This is a genomic window from Pseudomonas onubensis (assembly GCF_965653655.1).
Lineage (GTDB): Bacteria > Pseudomonadota > Gammaproteobacteria > Pseudomonadales > Pseudomonadaceae > Aquipseudomonas.
The window spans coordinates 25,641-48,675 of the sequence record NZ_CBFHAZ010000004.1 but is presented as its reverse complement, the minus strand read 5'-3'; the positions used below and the strand labels follow the sequence as shown (position 1 = coordinate 48,675).

13 protein-coding genes are annotated in these 23,035 nt (G+C 56.8%); 10 read left to right on the top strand and 3 right to left on the bottom strand.

Annotated features, from left to right (window positions below; all coding sequences use genetic code 11):
* The first annotated feature begins 29 nt into the window (after nucleotides 1–29).
* Nucleotides 30–884 (top strand): rhomboid family intramembrane serine protease, encoded by an 855-nt coding sequence (locus ACTD9P_RS02650; protein WP_438866573.1) that lies wholly within the window; start codon nucleotides 30–32, stop codon nucleotides 882–884.
* 28 nt (nucleotides 885–912) lie between these two features.
* On the opposite strand, the gene ACTD9P_RS02645 is transcribed toward ACTD9P_RS02650, so the two are convergent.
* Nucleotides 913–4,569, bottom strand: coding sequence for a transporter substrate-binding domain-containing protein (locus ACTD9P_RS02645; protein WP_438866572.1), 3,657 nt, complete (start codon nucleotides 4,567–4,569; stop codon nucleotides 913–915).
* Entirely contained in the window at nucleotides 4,569–5,195 is a 627-nt protein-coding gene (locus ACTD9P_RS02640; RefSeq protein ID WP_438866571.1) for a response regulator, read from the bottom strand. Before ACTD9P_RS02640 ends, ACTD9P_RS02645 begins: the two co-directional genes overlap by 1 nt.
* Nucleotides 5,196–5,609: 414 nt before the next feature.
* On the opposite strand from ACTD9P_RS02640, the gene ACTD9P_RS02635 reads away from it, so the two are divergent.
* The 7 genes from ACTD9P_RS02635 to ACTD9P_RS02605 all read left to right on the top strand — a co-directional run bounded on the left by ACTD9P_RS02635 (nucleotide 5,610) and on the right by ACTD9P_RS02605 (nucleotide 15,042).
* Complete coding sequence (locus tag ACTD9P_RS02635) at nucleotides 5,610–6,155, top strand: fimbrial protein (RefSeq protein ID WP_438866570.1); 546 nt, start codon at nucleotides 5,610–5,612, stop codon at nucleotides 6,153–6,155.
* A gap of 55 nt (nucleotides 6,156–6,210) precedes the next feature.
* Entirely contained in the window at nucleotides 6,211–6,957 is a 747-nt protein-coding gene (locus tag ACTD9P_RS02630; RefSeq protein ID WP_438866569.1) for a fimbrial biogenesis chaperone, read from the top strand.
* A gap of 28 nt (nucleotides 6,958–6,985) precedes the next feature.
* Nucleotides 6,986–9,589 carry a fimbria/pilus outer membrane usher protein gene (locus ACTD9P_RS02625; RefSeq protein WP_438866568.1) on the top strand — a complete coding sequence of 868 codons (2,604 nt, stop codon included), beginning with the start codon at nucleotides 6,986–6,988 and terminating at the stop codon, nucleotides 9,587–9,589.
* A 65-nt stretch (nucleotides 9,590–9,654) separates the two neighbouring features.
* Nucleotides 9,655–10,692: a fimbrial protein gene (locus ACTD9P_RS02620; protein WP_438866567.1), complete on the top strand. Its 1,038-nt coding sequence runs from the start codon at nucleotides 9,655–9,657 to the stop codon at nucleotides 10,690–10,692.
* 54 nt (nucleotides 10,693–10,746) lie between these two features.
* Nucleotides 10,747–11,088 (top strand): hypothetical protein, encoded by a 342-nt coding sequence (locus ACTD9P_RS02615; RefSeq protein ID WP_438866566.1) that lies wholly within the window; start codon nucleotides 10,747–10,749, stop codon nucleotides 11,086–11,088.
* Between the two features lie 92 nt (nucleotides 11,089–11,180).
* Nucleotides 11,181–11,720 carry a fimbrial protein gene (locus tag ACTD9P_RS02610; protein ID WP_438866565.1) on the top strand — a complete coding sequence of 180 codons (540 nt, stop codon included), beginning with the start codon at nucleotides 11,181–11,183 and terminating at the stop codon, nucleotides 11,718–11,720.
* A 196-nt stretch (nucleotides 11,721–11,916) separates the two neighbouring features.
* Nucleotides 11,917–15,042: an autotransporter outer membrane beta-barrel domain-containing protein gene (locus ACTD9P_RS02605; RefSeq protein WP_438866564.1), complete on the top strand. Its 3,126-nt coding sequence runs from the start codon at nucleotides 11,917–11,919 to the stop codon at nucleotides 15,040–15,042.
* On the opposite strand, the gene ACTD9P_RS02600 is transcribed toward ACTD9P_RS02605, so the two are convergent.
* Complete coding sequence (locus ACTD9P_RS02600) at nucleotides 14,997–15,272, bottom strand: hypothetical protein (RefSeq protein ID WP_438866563.1); 276 nt, start codon at nucleotides 15,270–15,272, stop codon at nucleotides 14,997–14,999. The genes ACTD9P_RS02605 and ACTD9P_RS02600 overlap by 46 nt on opposite strands.
* Before the next feature lie 312 nt (nucleotides 15,273–15,584).
* Between ACTD9P_RS02600 and ACTD9P_RS02595 the strand changes: the two genes are divergently transcribed.
* On the top strand, nucleotides 15,585–16,289 hold the full coding sequence (locus tag ACTD9P_RS02595; RefSeq protein WP_438866562.1) for a tyrosine-type recombinase/integrase: 705 nt from the start codon (nucleotides 15,585–15,587) through the stop codon (nucleotides 16,287–16,289).
* A 251-nt stretch (nucleotides 16,290–16,540) separates the two neighbouring features.
* Entirely contained in the window at nucleotides 16,541–23,023 is a 6,483-nt protein-coding gene (locus ACTD9P_RS02590; RefSeq protein ID WP_438866561.1) for an Ig-like domain-containing protein, read from the top strand.
* Nucleotides 23,024–23,035: the final 12 nt, after the last annotated feature.

Below are 23,035 nucleotides of genomic sequence, written 5' to 3'. Positions count from 1 at the left end.
CGCTTTGACACTTGTCGGAGGTCACTCTTATGCGTTTTACCGGCGCCGGTTTTTCTCGTCACACAACATCATCTATACCGTGGCTGACCCTGATTTTTGTACTCGCAACGGTCATCGCCTATCTCTGGCAAGTTCATATTCTCGGCCATTATTGCGCCTTCTCCGAAAGCGAGCTGCGTTGGCTCGGTTCAAACACTGCTCCTCTGACCTTTGCGGGGGAATATTGGCGGTTATTCAGCAGTCTGTTTATCCATGCGTCACTGCAAAGTCTGGTAGCCAGCGTGACGGCACTGTCGATCATTGGCGCGGCGCTGGAGCGCTGCGTGCGTCGATGGCAATGGCTGGTTCTGTACGTCTGTGGGGGGGCCTTTTCAGGTTTGGCGGTCGACTATTGGTCTGACGACCTGAGTGTTTTTCGTCTGTATACCGATGGAGCCGCTGTGCCCGTTTCGTTTCAACGTACAGGCGCGGTGGGGGCGATCACCAGTCTGGCAGCCGGGCTGGCGGCCGTTGTGTATTGGGCTGACCTATCGGGGGCTGCACGGCGCTTGTTCAATAACGTATTGACCTTGCGTCTGCTCCAGGCAAGCGCCTTGCTGGTGCTGCTCATGCTTATTGTCGTCCTGCTTGATAAGGGTACCGATTACTCGGTGTACCTGGGGGCTGCGGCGTTTGGTTTGCTGATGGGAACTGTGCTGGTTGCGCCCGGCGGCGCGTTTACCCGTGCAGGCGTGTTACTGCCGATTGTTGCGGTGGTGCTGGCTTGTACGTTGGTACTGTGCATGACACATAACACTGTCAAGTACACTGCGATGAGAGCGAAGTATGTTGACCCAGGCCGCGTTAAACTGCATGAACGAAAGACGCTCCCTGCGTGTATCTGAAGCAGGGAGCGTTTCCTTACAGGGGCATTCAGGCCAGCTTATGCTCGATCTCTTCCGTCAACAGGACCGAGAGCGCGATCATCTCCTGAAGCAAGTTATCGATGCTTGACTCGACACCCTGCGCTTGAGCATCGCCGCTCTCATCGCAGGCTCCTTCCAGCGCCTCGCAACTATTGATCAACCGCTGCGCTTTGACGATTCGAGCCCCGCCCTTGACGCGATGGGCAAGCTGCTGGAGCGCCAACAGGTTCGGCGCGGCTAGTTGCTGTTGCAGCTGCGCAAGGTCATCCTCGGTGCTGGACAACAAGTCCTTGAGCAGCAGCTTAAGGGATGCGTTGTTGCCTTGTGTGAGCTGTTTGAGCCGGTGCAGGTCGACTCTGTCGCCAATGGCAGGCGGTTGCGGTTCACCCGACACAACCACGTCACCGCCACCGTACAGGGCCAGTCGGTTGCTCAACTCCTGCAGCCCGATGGGTTTGGCCATGCAGTCGTCCATGCCGGCATTCAGGCAACGTTGCTTCTCGCCTTCGTGGACGGTCGCAGTGAAACCAATGATCAGGCAAGGCTTGTCGCCGCGCTCAAACTCTTCGCTGCGGATGGCCCGGGTCATGTCATAGCCATCGGTGATGGGCATGTTGCAGTCGGTGATGATTACGTCGAAGTTGCCGTTACGCCACGTGCGCAACCCTTTGGACCCATCAGGGGCTTCTTCGGTGTAGTGGCCCAGGTAGCGTAATTGTTGTGTCAGCAATTGGCGGTTGGCGGGGTAGTCATCAACAATCAGTATGTTCAGCACTTTGGGCTGTGGTGCCAGGTCGATGGAGTGGATCTCGGTTTCCGTCAGCGGCTCGAGTATCGGCAGCTCCAGGGAGATTTCCACCTGCGTTCCCTCTCCGAGTGTGCTGGACAGGTTGAGCTCACCCTTCATCATTTCGCACAGTTCGCGGCTGATCACCAGGCCAAGACCTGAGCCCGCGCGTGCAGTGTGGGTGTTGTTGCTGCCCTGTACGAAGGGCTGAAACAAGCGTTGCCGGTCCTGCTCGGAGATGCCGATGCCGGTGTCCGTGATGACGATGCGTACCTGCAGTTGAGTGTGATCCTGGTTTGGCTCGGCATCGACCGTCAGGGTGACTTCGCCCCGTGCAGTAAACTTTATTGAGTTGCCCAGGATATTGGTCATTATTTGCTTGAAACGCAGGGTGTCGAGCAGCACATCAACATCGGCGTTCGCATCAATCTTCGGCAGCAGGGCCAGGTTTTTCTGCTGTGCCAGGCCCTGGAACAGGCTCAACAGGCAGTCCAGTTGCGTGCGCAGGTTGATGCGTTCCGGTGCGAGTGCCAGTTGCCGGAATTCGATCCTGGCCACGTCGAGAATATCGCTGATCAACTCCAGCAGGTTTTGCGCCGCATCGTAGGCCACATCTATGGCCACTCGATCCAGTATTCCATGGTCCGACTTTCTGATAGCCAGCTCCAACATGCCGATTACCGCATTCATCGGCGTGCGAATCTCATGGCTCATGCTGGCAAAAAACGTGGTTTTTGAACGGTTGGCTTCTTCAGCGTCGTATCGTGCTTGCTGGGCGTCCTTCAATAAAACTTCCTGTTCACTGATGTCGATCCATCCCGAAATGATTCCGGCGATGCGTCCGTCGCTGCCACGGTAAGGGATAAGCCAATGGTACACGGTGATGTCGGCGCCACTGTGCGCCGAGACGGTGCGTACCTTCATGACGGGTTCGCCGTCACGCAGGACTTTCATATATTCCTGATGAAAGTTCTGTGCATCGTTACGATTCAATCCAGGCAGTTCAGTGATGGTTTTACCGATGACATCCGCCAGTTTCAAGCCGACGATCTGCAGGTACGCATCGTTACACAGCACCATGCGTCCCCGGTGGTCCCTCACATAGATAGGATGGGGGGTGCCGTAAACCAGCGCGTGTTTGAATTCAATCTGATCGTAGAGTGCGGTTTGCGCGTAGTTACGCTGACTTACCAGTTTGCGCAGGTAGAAAACCCAGGCGAACAGCAGCAGCAGGGCACCTGCAAATATCATCAGGCCCTTGATGATCAGTTGGCCATGTTGTGCCCAGAAACTGTTGCCGGGCATGACTTCCAGGCGCCACCGGTTACTCAGTTCATCCATCTCGTCCGGGGAGATGCTCATCAGCGCCTTGTTCATGATCGAGCGCAATTGCGGGGTATCAAGAGCAGTACCAAAGGCGATCCGCGCAGGTGCGGTACCCACCGTCGAAACAATCTTCAGCTGGTTGGGGAAACGTTGCTCCAGTGAATAACTGGCATTGATCAGCGGTACGATTGCGGCGTCGGTGTCGCCCTTGGCAGTCGCGGACATGGCGTCTACCGAGGTGTCTTCAATGATGACTTTCAGGCTTGGATAGTGCTCTGCCAGAAAGCGTCGCATGCTGCTGCTTTTGATCACCGAGACGGTTTTACCCGACAGATCATCCAACGAGAGGTTGCTTTGAGCTTGGGCGCCAGCCACCAGCACGAAGGGTGTGGTCAGGTAGGCGCGGGTGAAGGCCAGTTCTTTGGCGCGGTCAAGGTTTGAGATGAACGCCGCCAGCAGGTCGATTTTTCCGTCTTTTACCTCGTCCAGCAAATGTTCTGAGTTGCCGTGCTGAACGTCAAAGCTCAGGCCGGTGCGCAGGCTGATCCTGGCAAGAATGTCGGCGGTAATACCGCGGAAATTGCCGGTTGAATCAAAAAACGACAATGGCGCCAGGTCATCATTCACCGCGACACTCACGTGTGGGTGCTGGTCGATCCAGGCTTGCTCCTGGTGACTGAATTGAAGTTTGCGATGGCTTTGAATCGTTTCATTGCCTGAACTCCAGCGTTTGAGTGCGACCATCCGCTCACTCAGGGGAAGCGCCTGCAGGGCCGTATTGATGATGCTCAGCAGGGGAGCGTCGTCGCGCGCCAGCGCGAACGAGAAATCACCTTCGGCCATGCTGGAAAAATCCGCCAGCTGTACGTGGTTCAGGTAGTTTTTGTTGATCAGGTAGTTAGCACTGATGTAATCGCCCAAATAGGCGTCGGCCTGCCCGAACGCCACCGCACCAATCGCGTTTAAGTTCGAGGGGTACAGCAACACCGTGGCATCCGGGTAAAGGGCGTGCACCAGATGCTGCGACATGTAGCCGTCGAACATGGCAATGCGTGTGTGGGCAAGTTCGGGCGTGGCCTGTGCGGTGTCATCGGTACGGGTGACGATCACGGGTTGGTCGCGCATATAGGGGGCCGTCAGCACAAGCTCGGGGGCCTGCGCTTCGAGGTTGTTCGCGAAGCCGACCATATCCAGTTCGCCTGCCTTCAAGGCGGCCATTACCTCATCGCGGGAGTCGTAGCGTTTTACCGTCACCGTAAGCCCGAGTGCCTCGGATAAATACGTCATGAAGTCTGCGGTGATGCCTTCGAACTCGTTGTCGTTGGAAATAATTTCAAACGGAGCATTGTCCGGTGTGGACGTGCCCAGCACCAGCGTGCGTTTATGTTGCAGCCAGAGTTTATCTGACGGCTTTAACTTTATAGGGTGTTTCTCCAGTGTCGAGCGTCCGAGCAGTTGTAATGTCTGTGGTTCTGCCATGGCGACATTATTGAACAGTGCAACGGTCAGCGCCGGTAGTAATACCCGGCAAATCCGGCTGTAGCTTTTCATTATACAAGCCCATTACGCTTCGCAAATTCGGATAATTGAACCAGCGATGGAAGTTCCAGCTTTTCGATAATTCGGGTTTTATAGGTGCTGATGGTTTTATTGCTGAGCAGCAGCTCTTCCCCGATTTGCTTGTTGCTGAACCCTCTGGACAGTTGTTGCAGGATGGTGAGTTCCCGATCTGTCAGGCTGCCAATTAATGCCAGTTCGGTTTTTTCCAGATCCTGTCGCCGTGTGGTATTGACGGACAAATTAGGGAAACAGGTATAGCCCGACATGATCATTCTGATTGCCCTGATAAGTTCATCCAGATCGTCTGTTTTTGATACATAACCGGTTGCACCGGCCTTCATACAGCGCATGGAATAAAATTCGGCCGCTTGAGAGGTCAATACTAAAACTTTTACCGGCGCGTCCAGGCTCACCAGGCGCGACAAGGTTTCGAGCCCGTCGAGTTTGGGCATGGCGATGTCCAGCACGATCAGGTCCGGCTCGTGCTCGCGTGCCAACTGCACCGCGTCGGCGCCGTTGCAGGCTTCGGCCATGACTTCAAAGTTCTCCTGCGCCAGAATCATCTTTACGGTCGAACGAATAAAAGGATGGTCGTCTACAACTAGGGCTTTACGCATCGCAACCTCTAAGCACGTAGTGCTAATGGCGTACTGAATATAGTTATCGGGCTGTTCGGTTATCCCGGAGGGTGGCGCATGAGCCCGGCAGAACAGGGTGTTTACGCCGCATTGGGGTTATTTTGCTTCCTTCTTTGGAAGCAAGATATGGGAATATTCCTGTGGAAAATGGGAAATTTCCTACAGATGCGTGGCGTGTCGTGAGGTAGGAAGCTGCTGTATTGGAGAGGGAATATTGCTTGGGAAATTTCGCATGTTTTCGCAGGACGCGTCCTAGTGGAATGTAGGTAAAAAAATAAGATCATTCTCTCCGTCGCCAAGAAACAATCGGCTTGATCTTGAATAAAGCACATGAAGTGCAAGCAAGTATGGTCAATAGCGACACCTTCGATTCTCTTTTACGGAACTATTCTCATGATTCGCAAAGCCCTTGCTCTCGCTGTTCTGGTTGCCGCTACCGGTTCTCAGTTCGCTAACGCCGCTGACGGCACCATCAACTTCAATGGCGCCCTGACTGCTCAGACTTGCACCGTTGCAGTTAACGGCGTCGTCACGCCAACCGTTGCCACTGTCACACTGCCTACCGTGTCGACTTCCAAGTTGGCTGCTGCTGCCCAAGTTGAAGGCACCACCGGTTTCACTATTCAACTGAGCAAGTGCACTGGCACTGCCAACACGGCCGCCGCCATGTTTGAGCCGGGCACTACTGTTGATGCCAACAGCGGCAACCTGAAAAACACCACCGGTACTGCCACCAACGTTCAACTGCAATTGGTTGATGCGGTGAACAACACGGCCATCAAGGCCGGCGCCGGTGCACAGCGTGCAACCACCAGCCGCAGCGCCATCGACTCGACGGGCGCCGCTAACATGAACTACGCCGTGCAGTACTACGCCACTGGCGCGTCGACACCTGGTTCGGTTATCAGCTCCGTTACCTACTCGATAGACTATCAATAAGTAACGCGTTGCCAGTAAGTGCTTGCACTTACTGGCAATACCGCTGAGGTGTCCTATGCGTCATCGAGTTCCTCTCCATCGCACGTTGCTCGCGCTGTTGACTGGCCTGGTGTGCTCGCAGAGTTTTGCGGGCGTTGTTATTACCGGAACCCGCCTGGTGTACCCGGCAGGGGCCAAAGAAATTACGGTCAAGCTGAACAACAATGGTGACCTGCCGGCGTTGGTTCAATCCTGGGTCGACACCGGGGATGTGAAGTCCACACCCACCAGTTCCAAGGCGCCGTTTCTATTGTCGCCGCCGGTTGCGCGCATTGATGCAAACAAAGGCCAGAGCCTGCGCTTGATCTATACAGGCGCGCAATTACCCGCCAATGCAGAGTCCGTGTTCTGGTTCAACCTGTTGGAAATTCCGCCCAAGCCACAAGGCAATATCGACGCCAATATCCTGCAGATGGCGTTCCGTTCGCGCATCAAGATTTTTTACCGCCCGGCCGGTTTGCCAGGCTCTCCCGACGAGGCCATCACACAGGTGCAGTGGAAAGTCGTGCCGGCCGCGCAAGGTAAAGGTTACGCGTTGCAGGCCTACAACCCGTCGGCCTATTTCGTCTCTGAAGTTGAGCTCGCGCTGGTTTCCGGTACGCAGCGCAGCAGCAGTGAAAACGGCATGATCGCGCCGGGTGAAACCAAGCAGTTTGCACTGCCGTCGGTAACCTCGCTGCCGCCCTCCGATGCACGTGTTGAGTTCAATGCCATCAATGATTTCGGTGCATTGGTTCCAGTGAAGCAACCACTCGCACACTAACGTGCGCACGCCTCAAAAAGAGTGACTTATGAACAGCTTTTTCGGCCCGGGGATGAACCTGCGGGCGCGGCCCTGGACGGTCCGAAATACGCGTGCAAAATGGATATTGAAGTCGTTTGTAGTGCTTTCAGGCGTGTGTGTTGTCAGCAGTGTTTTTGCCGAAGACGTTCAGTTCAACAGCGACTTTCTGTCTGAAGATTCACGTAATCTCGATTTGTCCGCCTACCAAAAAGGCAACCCGGTAACGGCTGGCCAGTACCGCGCCGACGTCATGATCAACGGCAAAATTGTCACGCGTCAGGACATTCAAATCAGCGCCGATAAAGCGGGCGGCAATCCGGTTGTGTGTTTCAGCCAGGGGTTCCTTGAGTTGCTGGGGGTCGATCTCCGTAAGTTGTCACCACAAGCCACTGAGCAGTTGCAAAGCGGCAAGCAGTGCCTGGCCTTGCCCGATTTGATTGACGGTGCGACGGCGACCTTTTCGCCTTCGGACCAACAGTTGGACGTCAGCATTCCGCAGGTTGCCATGCGTCGTAATGCGCGTGGTTATGTCAGCCCCGAGCTGTGGGACAGTGGCGTCACGGCCGGCATTCTCAGTTACAACTTCAATGCCAGCCGCCTCAATACCCCTACAGGTGATACAGACACCGCCTACATGGGGCTCAACACCGGGTTCAACATCGGTGAGTGGCGCCTGCGCCACGATGCAACCATCAATTGGCAGCAGCAAACCGGGACGGCCTACCAGCGGATTGCGACCTACGCGCAACACGATGTTACTGCGTTGAAAAGCCAGCTGACCCTGGGTGAATCCAACACCAGTGGCGAGATTTTCGACACCTTGAGTTTTACCGGTGTGCAATTGGCCACCGATGACCGCATGTTACCCGAGACGCTGCGCGGCTACGCCCCGGTGGTGCGTGGTATTGCCCGCACCAACGCGCGGGTTTCGATCCGGCAGAACGGTAACCTGTTGTTCGAAACCACCGTGGCGCCAGGCGCTTTCGTCATTGACGACTTGTACGCTACCGGTTACGGCGGCGACCTGAGCGTGACCGTCTATGAAGCCGACGGCACGCAGCAGAGTTTTGTCGTGCCCTATGCCTCGGTGACGCAACTGCTGCGCCCAGGCACCTCGCGTTTCAGCACCACGCTGGGGCGCACGCGCAACAACTTTGGCACCAGCCCGCGTCCACTGTTCCAGGGCACTTATCAGCAAGGCGTGAGCAACGTCGTTACCGGTTACGGTGGCGCACAAACGAGTGAAGACTACCTCAATGTGCTGGTCGGCAGCGCGTTTGGTACGCCCATGGGCGCACTGGCGGTGGATATCAGCCAGGCACAGACCAACCTCAAGGCCGGCAGCTCCCAGGGGCAGAGCCTGCGTTTGTCTTACAGCAAAAACATTTTGAGCACCGGAAGTAACTTCTCGGTCGGGGCTTATCGGTTTTCTTCCCGCGGTTATCTGGATTTCGCCAGCGCCATGCAGCTGCTCGACGCCGAGCAGGCAGGCCTGGATACCAGCACCTTGAGCCGCCCGCGCAGCCGCTTGTCATTCACGGCCGACCAGCGCGTGGGCGAGCGCGGCCGTATCTGGTTTACCGGGTTTACCCAGAACTACTGGAACCAGGGCGGTACGGATGTGCAGTACCAGTTGGGCTACAACACCCAAATCGGCAAAGTGACCTATGGCCTCAGTGCCAACCGTACCCGTATCGGCGTGGGGGACATGCAAAACAGCCTGTCGCTGAGCGCCACCATGCCGTTGGACTTCGGTGCCAAACGCGGTTTCAGCCCGCAATTGCAAATGCGCCTGGATCGAAACCCGGATGGCAAATACAACGAAAGCGCCACTTACAGCGACGTGGCAGGCGAAGACCGTGAATACAGCTACGGCGCAACGGTGACGCATGATGGCACGGGCCGTACCAACAGCACGGCGGTCAACGGCCAATACACCGGGTCTAAATCCACCTTGGGTGCCTCGCTTAGCCATGGGGATGGCTATGACAGCGTTTTGCTGAGTGCAAGTGGCAGCGTGGTGGCACACCCCAACGGCGTGACGTTCACCTCGGCTCGAGGCGAAACCATGGCCGTGGTGAGTGCCCCCGGCGCGGAAGGCGCCAAGGTGGTCGGCTATCCGGGGTTGAAACTCGATAGCCAGGGGAATGCGGTCGTGCCTTATCTGCGCCCGTATGAGCTTAACGAGGTGGCCATCGACCCGATTGGCACGTCGCTGAATGTGGAACTGCAACAAACCAGTCAACAGGTCGCTCCGCGCGCCGGGGCGGTGGTATCGCTTAAATACGGCACCAACACCGGCGCGGCGGTGCTGGTGAATGTCACGGCGGCCAAAGGCCTGTCATTGCCATTCGGTGCCGGTGTGGAGGATGAAACGGGTAATTCGGTCGGTATCGTCGGGCAGGGCGGGCAGTTGTATGCACGGGTCAAGGAAGGGACTCGCCGCTTGCTGGTCAAGTGGGGCGCGGGCTCGGATCAGCAATGCTCAGTCGACATTCCTGAGCTCAAAAATGACGGCCAGCAACTACAGCAAATGGATGCGGTGTGTTCACCGATCAATAACAGCATCGGCACTGCGCCAGCTGGCGCCACACAGGGGATAAAACCATGAAGCCATGGGCAGTTGTGAAATGGAGCCTGGGGGTTTGTGGGCTCTGGTCTATGGCGGGGTTTGCCATGGCCAGTTGCGTACAAAGCGGGCAAGCCTTCGATGGCACGCTGCCGATTCAGATCGGCAACATCACGGTAGGGCGCGATGTGCCGCTGGGCGCGGTGGTGTATCGCCAGTCGTACAACGCCAAGGGCAGTTTGCAGATCGCCTGTTCTTCAGCGCCGGACACCATGAGTGTGCTGGGCAATGTGACCAGCGCGCCAAAGCCTTTGAGCACCTGGAGCAGCGCACCCTACGCGGGCAAAGTCTATGAGACCGGTGTGCCTGGATTGGGCGTGGCGCTGACAAACGCCAGCGGTAACTTTCCGTATGTGGTCACTGCCGGCAAACCTGGCTGCCCGGCGGTGGCGGGAGGCTGCACGGTTGCCACCGATGCCATTTCGCAGTTTGACATGGTCATCATCAAGACTGGCGAGGTGACGCCGGGTGCCGTACTGGCGAGCAACTTGCCGACGGTCGAAGCCACCATGACGCTTGATGGCGTTGCATTCGAAATGTTCCGTGTGCGTATGACCGGTGCGGTCAATGTGATTTCGCGCACCTGTCAGACGCCGGATGTCTCGGTCGATATGGGCGTGCACAAGCTCAGTGAATTCTCCGGCTTGAACAGCACCACCGGCCTGAAAACGTTTGAGATAAAGCTGCTCAACTGCCCTGCATTTCAAGGCACTTACCAAACCACCGGGCCGGCCTGGGACGAGACCAAAGGCAGCGCCACCAGCGTCGGCGCGAAAAGTGCCAACACCATACAATTCAGGCTGGACCCGACGCGCCCGGCGCTCAGCCAGGCGAGCGGTATTGTCGACATCAACCCGACCACCCTGGGCAGTATCGCCTCGGCCGGCGGTGTCGGCTTGCAGATCATTGGTCCGTCCAACAGCCCGTTGCCGCTGGGCACTTACGTAAGCAGTGGTATTACGCCGTTGGCAGTGGAGGGCGCGGCTTACAGCATCCCGCTGTCAGCGCAATACATTCAAACGGCAGACACCGTGACGGCAGGGCAGGCGAATGCCACCGTGACCTTTACCCTTGAATATCAATAGCGACCGGCAGCGGTTATGGGCGGTGTATTAAAGGCCGTCGCGGGGAGAATAATAATGAAAGTGTGGCGAGTGATTCAGTTGGTGCTGGCGATCTATGGGACATGGTCGATTGTGCAAGGCATCAACTTCAATCGCGCTGTCGACGGGCATCAATGTTCACAGGACGACTTTCCGATTGACGAGTATTTATCTCGTCAACGTTCTGCCCACCCTGCTGTGCGTTTGCAACGCCCGTTATATAAGCAAGATGCGCGCGTTATAACTTTGCTCGAAAGAAAATCGCAGGGTGTCACGGGGTTCTCGGATGAGTCCTGCTCGCTCACCAGCCAGTTAAATGATCCCGCGTGTGGGGTCTATGTTGAGGCGGTGCGTCAGGACAATCATTTTATATTTTAAAACGCTTCTTCTGGCATGGGTGATCTGCCGGTGCCAGTCCGTTGTGGAAAACCTGAGCAATAAAATAATCATTAGTAAAGGATAGGGAAATTATGAATATTAAACTACTTGCACTGCCCCTTTGGGTAGCCGCTGTCATTGCTTCGTCTGCCCATGCCTCGGACGGTACCGTTAACTTCAATGGTTCGATCAATACGACAACGTGCGATACGCAAGACGTCAATATGTACCTCGGCCTGCATCAGACCAGTGAGTTTACTGGCGTTGGCAGCATGTCCCGTGCCGTGGTAAGTTCGATCGAGCTGTTGAACTGCCCCAACGCCCAAAGTATCACCGAAGTGGACTACCGGATTGACCCGACATTGCCGGCGGTTGATCTGGCCAATAATATCATTGCCATCAGCCCTACCAACGGTGCCATCGCTGCTGCCACGGGTGTGGGCGTGAAGGTTACCGGTGTCGCGACGTCACAAGGGCCTTTTGCGTTGAGCACCCTTCAGAAGGTCGGTACCATCGTCGCCCAAGGCAACTCAGTGTCTATTCCTATTGTCGCACGGTACATACAAACAACCGCCGACGTCGGGCCGGGACCGGCGAATGCTACCGCGACGTTTTTTATTGATTACAAATAATATCCCGTCACGCATTGGGCACTTATCGGTGTTGCCAATTGCCGCTGTTTGGTGCTGATTTTTACATTGGGTTTTCATCCCTGTTTATAAACTGACTGTCGCGCCGGTGAAGTTTCTTATTGGATATAAGAAGCTTCGCTGTTTCTACATGGCTGCGACACAGGGCTGAAACTAATAGTCAAGTTTTGAGGTGTGCATGAGTTCGGATATTGGGAAAGTTTCTGGCGCCGTGATGCTGCTGGTCGTGCCTGTCTATGCATTTTCCGGGCAAACCCTGCAGGGCGATTATTCGAGTAGTACGATGGGAACCCCCGCAATATCGGTGATCGCCGGGGACACAGTCAGTTACGCCAATGGCCGGGCGACTACGTCCGGCACTTCGTCCGCCGCCGTGTTTTCCTTGGGCACTGTGCTCATCGATAATGCCACACTGGTGACCACTAACTTAAACTCCAGTGGGCTGGTTATTTCGGGGGCGGCAGCCAGTGGGCAGTTGTCCAACAGCACCGTGAGTACGTCCAGTAACCAATCCTATGGCGTGGGGGTCCAGGCCGGGGCGAAGGTGGACATTTCAAACTCGTCAATCAACTCGCGGGTGTCCAATGGGGTCTATGTCAGCGGACCCCTTTCCAGCGCTACGCTGACTAAAACGCGTGTATCTTCCGGCGACAGTGGCATTTTATTGCTGGGTATACCCGGCTCCCAAGCCAGCGCAAGCATCACAGACTCTGATATCAGCACCACCGAAAGTGGCGGCCACGCATTGAATATCAACCGCGACGCCGCTGCACAGGTCAATAATAGCCGTTTTATTACGCAGAATGATGGCGCCTATGCCGTGTGGCTGGCCTCTCCCACCAGCAGCCTGGTGGCCAAGGATCTGGTGGCGATTACCTCGGGTGATGGCGCACTGGGTATTGTTGCCCAGGGCGGGCAGGTCTCGTTGGTGGGTGGCTCAATCGACACCACCGGCCAAAGTTCACATGGTGTATATGCCGAAGGCGCAGGCACTGTGATCAATACCAGCAACACGCTCATCAGCGTTCACAACGGTCAAGGCTCGGCAGCCACGGGAGGGGCGGGCGCAGCGGCCTTTGGCGGTGCACAAATCAACCTGGACGGTGGCTCGGTTACCACCAGCAACGGTTCCATAGGGCTTTACTCCGCGACCGGCAGTACCGTAACAGCCAACCAGCTTGCAATAACATCGGACGGCGACAAGGCCCAAGGCCTGGTGCTCAACAGCGGCGGGGCGATCGACGCCCATACGGTGGTGGTAAAAGCTGACGGCGCAGGCAGCGTTGCCTTGGGTGCTTATGCCGGTGCTATTGGCCAACAAAACCAGGTGCAGGTTGACGCCGCAAGCTCGTTAAGTGCCGCTCAAGGTTCGGTCATAGCCGTGCGGGGCGGGCAACTGGATGTGGCCCTTGATACGGCCAAGGCAACTGGCAAAAACCTGCTTGATGTTGACCAGGGGAAGCTGTCCGACGGCACACCAGTGGATTACGGCACGGTATCAATCAAGGCGTTCAACAGTACCCTGACGGGCGATAGCCTGGTGAGTGGGAAAAGTGCCGGGAATGTCTCGATGCAGCTGGACAACACTGCGCTTACCGGGCGTATTCAGGGGCTAAGTGCCCTCAATATGCAGAACGCCAGCACCTGGAACCTCACCGGTGATTCGCAGTTGGGCAATTTTGCCGCCAAAGACAGTCGGGTTAATTTTGTCGCAGCAGGTGGCTTCAAAAGCCTGAACATCACCGGCGATCTTTCCGGCAACACCACGTTTGCGATGAATACCGACCTGGCTTCACAGCGCGGTGACCTGATTACCGTAGGGGGCACCACCACGGGTGAGCACACCTTGGTAGTCGCCGACAGCGGCAACAACCCTGCCAGCCAGGACGGCACCCTGACCCTGGTTAAAACCATGGGTGGTTCCGGGAAGTTTGACCTCTACGGTGGTCATGTCGATGCCGGGGCGTTCCGCTACCAGTTGCTTGAGCAGAACAATAACTGGTACCTGGCTTCCAACCAGTTGGTTAATCCGCCGGTTACGCCACCGGTTACGCCGCCGGTTACGCCGCCGGTTACGCCACCGGTTACGCCACCGGTTACGCCGCCGGTTACGCCGCCGGTTACGCCACCGGTTACGCCGCCGGTTACGCCGCCGGTTACGCCACCGGTTACGCCACCGGTTACGCCACCGGTCACGCCGCCGGTTACGCCGCCGGTTACGCCACCGGTTACGCCACCGGTTACGCCACCGGTTACGCCGCCGGTTACGCCGCCGGTTACGCCGCCGGTTACGCCACCGGTTACGCCGCCGGTTACGCCGCCGGTCACGCCACCAGTTACACCACCGGTAACGCCGCCGGTTGCGCCCCCCAAGGTCACCCCGCAGGATCTGTCCAAAGGCAGTAACAGCGCGTTGGGCATGCAAACAGCCAGCAGCCTGTTGCTGAATGCCGAACTCGATAACCTGAACGCACGTCTGGGCGATCTGCGTACCAGCAATGACTACGGTGGAGTCTGGGTACGTGGTTTCGATCGCCGTTACAACGTGAACACCCATTACAGCCGTGGTTTCGATCAGTCGATCCAAGGGCTGCAGGTAGGTGTGGACAAAGCTATCCAGCTTGATGCCGCCAGGCTCTACGTGGGCGGCCTGTTTGGCAGCGGCAGCGCCGACATGAGTTTTGGTGAAGGTGCACACGGCACCATCGACAGCACCAGCATCGGCGGCTACGCCACCTGGCTGCAAGATGGCGGTTGGTATGTTGACGGCGTACTTAAATACAACCGCCTGGACAGTGACATTCGCGGTACCACCAACCTCGGTCAACGCGTCAAAGGCCACGACAACGTCAACGGGTACAGCGCCAGCGTCGAAGGGGGTAAGCGCTTCAAAGCGGACAGTGGCTGGTTTGTGGAGCCGCAAGTGCAGCTGAATGCCTCACACGTTGACGGCTTGAATTACACCTCTACCGACGGTTTGAAGGTTGACAGTGGTGGAGTGGATTCACTGCAAGGCCGAGTGGGCGCCATGGTCGGCAAAAACTTCGCATTGACGGGTGGGCGCAGCGTGGAGCCGTATGCCAAGGTCAGTCTGATTCATGAGTTCAAGGGGCGCACTGAGGTCAATGTCAACGGCGTTCGCCTTAACAACGCACTGCCTGATGGGTCGCGGGCTGAATTTGTGCTGGGCTCCAATCTTCGTTTGTCTGCCAGCCAAGCAATCTACGTAGAGGGACAGTACGCCGATGGCAAGCAACTTCAGCAATCGTGGGGAATTAACCTGGGGTATCGCTGGCAGTACTGAGGCATAACCAACAGGAAGCGCCAGAACCGCAGGTTGATCGCGCCGGCGTTCTGAGCGCCCAGCCGCTCGCTGATAAAGCCCGAACTCCACGAGAACACGAACACCGCCTGGAGCAGGAGCAGGTACAGTGGATTGGCTAACACACGTGTGCTTTCTTGTTGGTATTTGGGAGCTGCGCGTGGAAAAACGATTCCTATCACAGGCTTGTCATACCCAAAGAAGTAGTCCATGATTTAGTCCACAGAAAGCGTTTTTTAGATTAAAAACTCAACGTTTTCAATTGGATAGACGTTTAGTAAGAAACTCGTTTCCCGCTCCAATATTTGATCCACAGATGTCCATAGGACGCTGGGATCCACGAAATAGACGCTTAGGCGTCTTTTTTCGTTTCTGCGGAAAACCACTGAAAACCAGGGTGATCCAGTACGTTTAAGTACCTTTTTGAGTACCTTTTTCCGGGGAGACTCAAATTCGTATTGTTGATGGATCCTCTCAGGTCGCCAGACGAGCATCGGGTGCTGACTCTCTAAAAGGAGCTCACCATGCCTCTCTCAGATATGGCAATTCGGCACGCCCGACCTACAAATAAAAACTACACCATTGGCGATTTTGACGGCCTGTCACTTATGGTGACCATCGCCGGCAAAAAACGATGGTTGTTCCGTTTTTATTGGGAGGGCCAGCAAGCCAAAATGTCCTTAGGCAGCTACCCCGCAGTCAGTCTGAAACAAGCACGTGAACGTCGTGATGAAGCACGCAAACTGCTTGCTCAGAATATCAACCCATGTGAACACCGTAAGCAGCAGCGCATTGAGGCTAAAGCTGAAGTAAAACATACCTTCCAAGCGGTCTATGACGAGTGGATCGACTTCCGTCGCCTGAGCTTGAATGACGGCCGCCAAAGCACACTGTCGCAAATCCTCAGGGTCTTCAAAAAAGACGTCCTGCCCACCCTGGCCGAGCGCCCCATCCAAAGCATCACCCGCCACGACTTGCTGGCTATCCTAAGCACCATCGAACAACGCAAAGCCTTCACCATGGCTGAAAAATGCCGCACCTGGTTCAACCAACTCTTTCGTTGTGCCCTGGTAAAAGTCGAAGGTATGGAACTCAATCCTGCTTCAGTCCTGGACGTTGTCGCGCTGCCCAAACCACCGGTAACCAACAACCCCTACCTGCTGTTGGAACAGTTGCCCGAACTACTGACGACCATCCGAAAATACGGCTGCCACCTACAATCAGCATAATGGGCCTGGCGGCCAGCGCATAAGCAGATTTCCTTTAAAACGCTCCTGATAACGGAAGCCTCGTTTCTGATCGCGCCTAAAACATGAGCCAGCGATGGGGCACCGTTTTGGGACAGTTCTCATATCTCGTCCTACCCCCTCTGCCGAACACTTACCTCATTCCAATGTACGCCTCCAACACCTGGCGAACCTTGGTTGATTTGGTCGCGCCGACGCTGTGTCGGCCCACAGCCCAACCTGTCGAATGAGGCATGAAAGTGAATACGAATGCAGTGAACATCGCGGTCGTAGATGGCAAAACCATCACCGAGACCACCGAGCTCAAATCCAACCCCCAAGGGCATCCGGTACGCATCAAAGCCGTGCCGAACGGCAAGTACATACTGGCCGAAGGCGACAAAGGCATAGCGCCGGAAAACATCACGATCAAGCGTGTCGGTAAAGACCTGCACATTGCCCTGGAAGGCAGCGACCCGGATCAACCGCAGTTGATCATCGAAGACTTCTTCGAAACCCAGGGCCAGCTGGTGGGTGTGGCTGAAGATGGCGCGTACCACGAATACATCGCGTCCGACGCCGAGCAGGATCACGAAGCAGCCTTCCTCATGGATGGCGTGTCCTCGCCGCAGGTATTGGGCAGCGAGCAGCTCAGCGGTTTTGACGGCCTGGTAGCCGGCACCGGTATGGGTTGGTTCTGGCCGGCCTTGCTGGGCTTGGGGGCGTTAGCGCTGGCGGGTGCGGTCTATGCACGCAACCACGACGATGATGACAAACATCACGACCCACTGTTTCCGCCGACACCACAGCTGGACGACGTTGAAGACAATGTCGGCGACAAAACCGGACCAATCGAAAACGGTGGCTCCACCGACGACACCACACCGACGTTTAGCGGTACCGGTACACCTGGCAGCACTATTGTCATCAAGGATGGCGACAAAGCCATCGGCGAGGCGGTGGTCGGTAATGACGGGAAGTGGACCTTCACACCCGAAACGCCGCTCGCAGAAGGCGATCACAACATTGTGATCGTCGAGAAAGATCCGGCAGGCAATGAAAGCGCGCCTTCCCCTGGTTTTGAGTTCACCATCGATATCACTGCCCCAGGGCAGTCCATGATCAAAGAGGCGCTGGACGATGTTGGTGATCACCAGGGCATAATTCCACAAGATGGGGTCACCGATGACAACACCCCCACACTAAAAGGCACCGCAGAGCCGGATTCGACTCTGGAAGTGTTTGCCAACGGTGAGAAGATCGGCACCACCGTCGTCGACCATGACGGTAACTGGACATTCACTCCGGACACGGCCCTTGCTGACGGCGAATACAGCTTCACCACCGTTGCCGTGGATGCGGCTGGCAACCGTGGCTTGCCATCGTTGCCTTACGATTTGATCGTTGATACCCGTGGTGAATTGGTCAAGATCGAGCACGTTACGGACGACGCCGGAAGCATCGTTGGCGAGTTACAAAACGGTGGGGTCACCGACGATACCACGCCGACCCTCAGTGGCCAGGCGACACCGAATACTCAAGTCAACATCTACGATAACGGCGTGTTGCTCGGCACCGTGCCGGTGGATGCCAATGGTCAGTGGACCTTCACCCCGGATACCCCGCTTAATGAGGGTCAGCATGGCTTCACCGCCACTGTGGTTACCCCCGTCGGCGGCGAAAGCGCACCCACGCCGGTATTCGACCTCGAAATCGATACGACTGCACCCGGCAAGCCAGGCGCAGACGGCAACGGCGGCATCGATGAAGTGGACGATAACGTCGGCTTGATCCAGGGTCCTATCGAGAATGGTGGCTACACCGACGACACGACACCGACCCTCAGTGGTGGCGGCCAGGAGCCTGGCGATAAGGTGACCATCATCGACAACGGCAAGCAAATCGGCGAAGCCATTGTCGACGAAAGCGGCAACTGGTCCTACACCCCAGATCCGGCCCTGCCAGATGGCGATCATGACTTCACCATTATCGTGACCGACCCTGCCGGCAACGCCAGCGAAGAGTCCGATCCTTACAAGGTCATCGTAGACACTCAGGCGCCTGCTGCGCCCGCCATCACCAGCGTGTACGACGACCAGGGCGACCAGACCGGTAACCTTGCACAGGGTTCTCTGACGGACGATGCCCAGCCGGATATCACCGGCACCGCCGAGCCTGGCAGCACTGTAATCATCTACGACAACGGTGTTGAAATCGGCCGTGCGCCGGTGGACGAAACAGGCCAATGGACATTCACGCCCACATTGCCGCTGGCCAACGGCTCGCATGACCTGACTGCAAAAGCTGAAGACAAGGCCGGCAACATCAGCGAACCGTCTGACCCGTTTGACTTTGACCTGCTGGCCGGCGGGGTTCCAACCGCTCCGGCAATCACCGGCGTGATCGACGACGTGGGCAGCATGCAAGGCAACATTGCACCGGGTGGAGTTACCGATGACACGCGTCCGACCATCACGGGTACCGGCCAGCCTGGCACAACGGTCAATGTATATGACGATGGTGTGCTGGTAGGCACTGGCACCGTTGGCAGCGACGGTCAGTGGAGCGTGCCGTTGACCTCGGACCTGCACGAAAACCTCAATAACCTCACCGCACAGACCGTTGACTCGGTAGGTAATCTCAGCCCGGAAACCGGCATTTATCCGGTGATCCTCGACACTACCCCACCAGCAGCCTCGGCCGAAACCCTGACCGATGACGTGGGCCCAATTGTCGGTACGATCAACGATAACGACACCACTGACGACAACACCCCGACAACAAGTGGCACTGCCGAGCCTGGCACCACCATTATCATCTATGACAAAGGTGTAGAAATCGGCCGCACCCCGGTCAAGGATGACGGCAGCTGGAGCTTCACTCCAAGTACACCGCTGGCCGATGGCGACCATGTATTCAGCACCATCGTTGAAGACGCCGCCGGCAACCAAAGCCCGAAAAGTGACGACACGCATTTCACGGTCGATACCAGCAAGGTTGAAATCAGCATCACTCAAGTTCTCGACGACGTGGGCAGTGTCACCGGCCCGTTGACCAACGGCGGGGTCACCGACGACACCACGCCAACCGTCAACGGCCAGGCGACTCCAGATTCGAAGGTCAATATCTACGACAATGGCGTGCTAATCGGTACGACTAATTCAGATGCCTCTGGTAAATGGACCTTCACCCCCGCCACGCCTCTGACCGAGGGTGATCACAGCCTGACCGCAACCGTGGTTACCGCTGCCGGTGGCGAGAGTCTGCCTACCAGCACGTTCAACCTGGAAATCGATACCACTGCACCGGCCAAGCCAGGCATTGGTGAGGTTTCCGATGACGTCGGTATCATTCAAGGCCCTATTGCAGATGGTGGCTCAACCGACGATACCACCCCGACCCTCAGCGGCGGCGGCCAGGCACCGGGCGACACGGTGACCATCATCGACAACGGCACCATCATCGGCACTGCTCCGGTCAAGGACGATGGCAGCTGGGAATTCACCCCGAACCCGCCACTGAACGATGGCGATCACGATTTCACCATTATCGTGACCGACCCGGCGGGCAACGCCAGTGAAGAGTCCGATCCCTACAAGGTCATCATTGACACTCAAGCGCCTGACAAGCCCGAAATCACTAGCGTATACGACGACCAGGGCGATCAGACCGGCAATATCGCCAAGGGCTCGATCACCGATGATGCCCAGCCGGACATCAAGGGCACTGCCGAGCCAGGCAGCATGGTGATCATCTACGACGGCGGCAAGGAAATCGGCCGCGCGCCGGTGGATGCCAACGGCGATTGGAGTTTTACTCCGACCCTGCCTCTGATTAATGGTCCGCATGATCTGACGGCCAAGGCAGAAGACCTGGCCGGCAATGTCAGCGAGCCTTCAACCCCCTTCGATTTCAACCTGATCGCTGGCGGCGTACCACCTGCGCCGGCCATTACAGGGGCGCTGGACGATGTGGGTAGCAAACAGGGCAACATCTCACCTGGCGGCGTTACCGATGATAAACGACCGACCATTAGCGGCACTGGCGAGCCGGGTGCAACGGTGAAGGTCTACGCCGACGGCGTGTTGGTGGGCACAGGCACCGTCAAAGCTGACGGCCAGTGGTCAGTCGACTTAACCCAGGACTTGCAGGAGAACCTCAACCACATTACCGCGACCACCACCAATGGCGCGGGCAATGTGAGCCCGGAAACCGGCATCTATCCGATTATTGTCGATACCACTGCGCCCGCTGCTTCAGCCGAAACGCTGACCGATGACGTCGGCCCGATCGTTGGCACTATCGATGACAAAGACACCACCGATGACAACACCCCGACTGCCAGCGGCACTGCAGAACCTGGCACCACGGTGATCATCTACGATAAGGGCGTAGAGATCGGCCGTGCACCGGTCAAGGATGACGGTAGCTGGAGCTTCACTCCGAGCACCCCGCTTGCCGATGGCGATCACAGCTTCAGCACTGTGGTGGAGGATGTTGCTGGCAATCAAAGTCCGAAAAGCGACGAGACACATTTCATCGTCGACACCAGCGCGGTCGAAATCAGCATCACTCAAGTCATTGATGATGAAGGTACCTTCCAGGGTCCTTTGGCTAACGGCGGCGTAACCGACGACACCACACCGACTATGGTCGGCCAAGCGACCCCGAAATCAACGGTCAATATCTACGACAACGGTGTGCTGTTGGACAACGTTCAGTCGGATGCTAGTGGCAAGTGGGAGTACACCCCCACATCGCCGCTGGCCGAAGGCGACCATAGCTTTACTGCTACCGTAGTCACCGCTGCCGGTGGTGAAAGTGCGCCTACCAGCCAATTCAATCTGGAGATCGACACCACTGCACCGGGCAAACCGGGTGCAGGCGGTAATGGAGGCATTGATGAAGTGACGGATGACGTAGGCGTCATTCAAGGCCCTATCGCCAAGGATGGAACAACTGATGACAGCACACCGACGCTCAGCGGTGGTAATCAAGAGCCAGGCGATACGGTCATCATCAAGGATAACGGCACCATAATCGGTACTGCGCCAGTCAAGGATGACGGCAGTTGGGAATTCACTCCGAACCCGCCGCTGAACGATGGCAAGCACGACTTCACCATCATCGTCACCGACCCTGCGGGCAATGCAAGCGAAGAATCTGACCCGTACCCGGTGAATATCGATACCACCGCACCGGCGGCGCAGGCTGTCGTTGACAGTATCGGCAAGGACAGCGGCGCCAACCACGGTGATTTCCTCACCAACGATGGCACGGCCGGTCGACTTATCAGTGGCTCCTTGACCGCCGCCTTGGTTGCGGGTGAAAAAGTTCAGGTCTCGCTGGATGGTGGCACTACCTGGCTAGACGCGATCCTTAACGGGCCGGACAGCTGGAGCTTTGTGGACGGCAGTAGCCACAGTACGGGCTGGGAAATCCAGACCCGCGTGGTAGACCTTGCCGGCAATACCACCACATCCAGCCAGAGCATTACCCTGGACACGATAGCGCCGGATGCACCTACCGCGATTGAGGTGCTCACTGATTCCGTGGGTGTCGAGTTCGATGGCAGCCAACTGGCGGTAGGTGACTCTATCAGTCTGGCGATTGGTGATCATCGTATTGATTACTCGCTGACCCAGGCGGATATCGACGCGGGCAAAGCACTGATTAGTGTTCCGGTTGCGCTTCAGCCGCTGAACGAACACGGCGTGAGTGCCGCGATTGTGGACGCCGCGGGCAACGACTCGCAGTACGTCAGCATTTCAGTCGGTGAAACCACCGAAAACTTCTCAAGTGTTACTGACACTAAACACTACACAGTCGGCCAAACAATGGTACTGGCGACCATGCACGTCAAAGTGCTGCAAGGGACAACGTACGTCGGGACGTATTCCGATAGCTATCCGCAATATGGTCAGGGTAAACGACTTTATTTCGGTATCTCGGGATCCAGCGGCGACAAACTGGAGATCTCGGCAACCACACCGTGCACGACCATGAGCTTTACCACCGACTTCGTGCACAACCCAGCCACCTATGCTTTTTATGACACAGCCGGAAACCTGCTCGACACCCTGAGCTTTGCTGGTAACGCAACCGGCTATGCCGTTTCTTACACCGCACCCGCGGGTGTGTTGATCGGTAGCGTCGTGGCTTATACCAACGAATGGGGCTTTCTTGATAACTTCAAATTCGAGCGCCCGGACGGCTTCGAATGGCATGACAGCCCAAGCCAGCAAACTATTGGTGGGGACGACATTGGAGCGCATTACGGTTCCAGCGGCAGCGATGTGTTTTCACTGGGTAACATAGCTGACCTTGCCAACAGCACCGGCGGCGCCATCCACGGTGGTGCCGGGATCGACACGCTCAAGCTCACCGGTAAAGACCAGGTGCTGGACCTTACCCAGCTAGGCGAGAAAATCACCTCGGTAGAAGTGATCGACCTCACCGGTACCGGCAATAACACCCTGAACCTGTCATTGAGCGACGTCCTTGAGCAGGGCAGCACCTCGCTGTTCACCGATGACGGCCATGTGCAAATGATGGTCAAGGGCAACAGCGGCGACAAGGTCAACCTCGATGACCTGCTGGCGGATGGTACCGACCCGGGCAACTGGGCCAGCTCCGGCAATGTGACCGTGGGTGGCGTGGTGTACGAGGTGTATCGCCACGATGCGCTGGACGCTGAGTTGCTGGTGCAACAAGGCGTGCAAACCAACCTGGTGTAACCCTGAACGAGC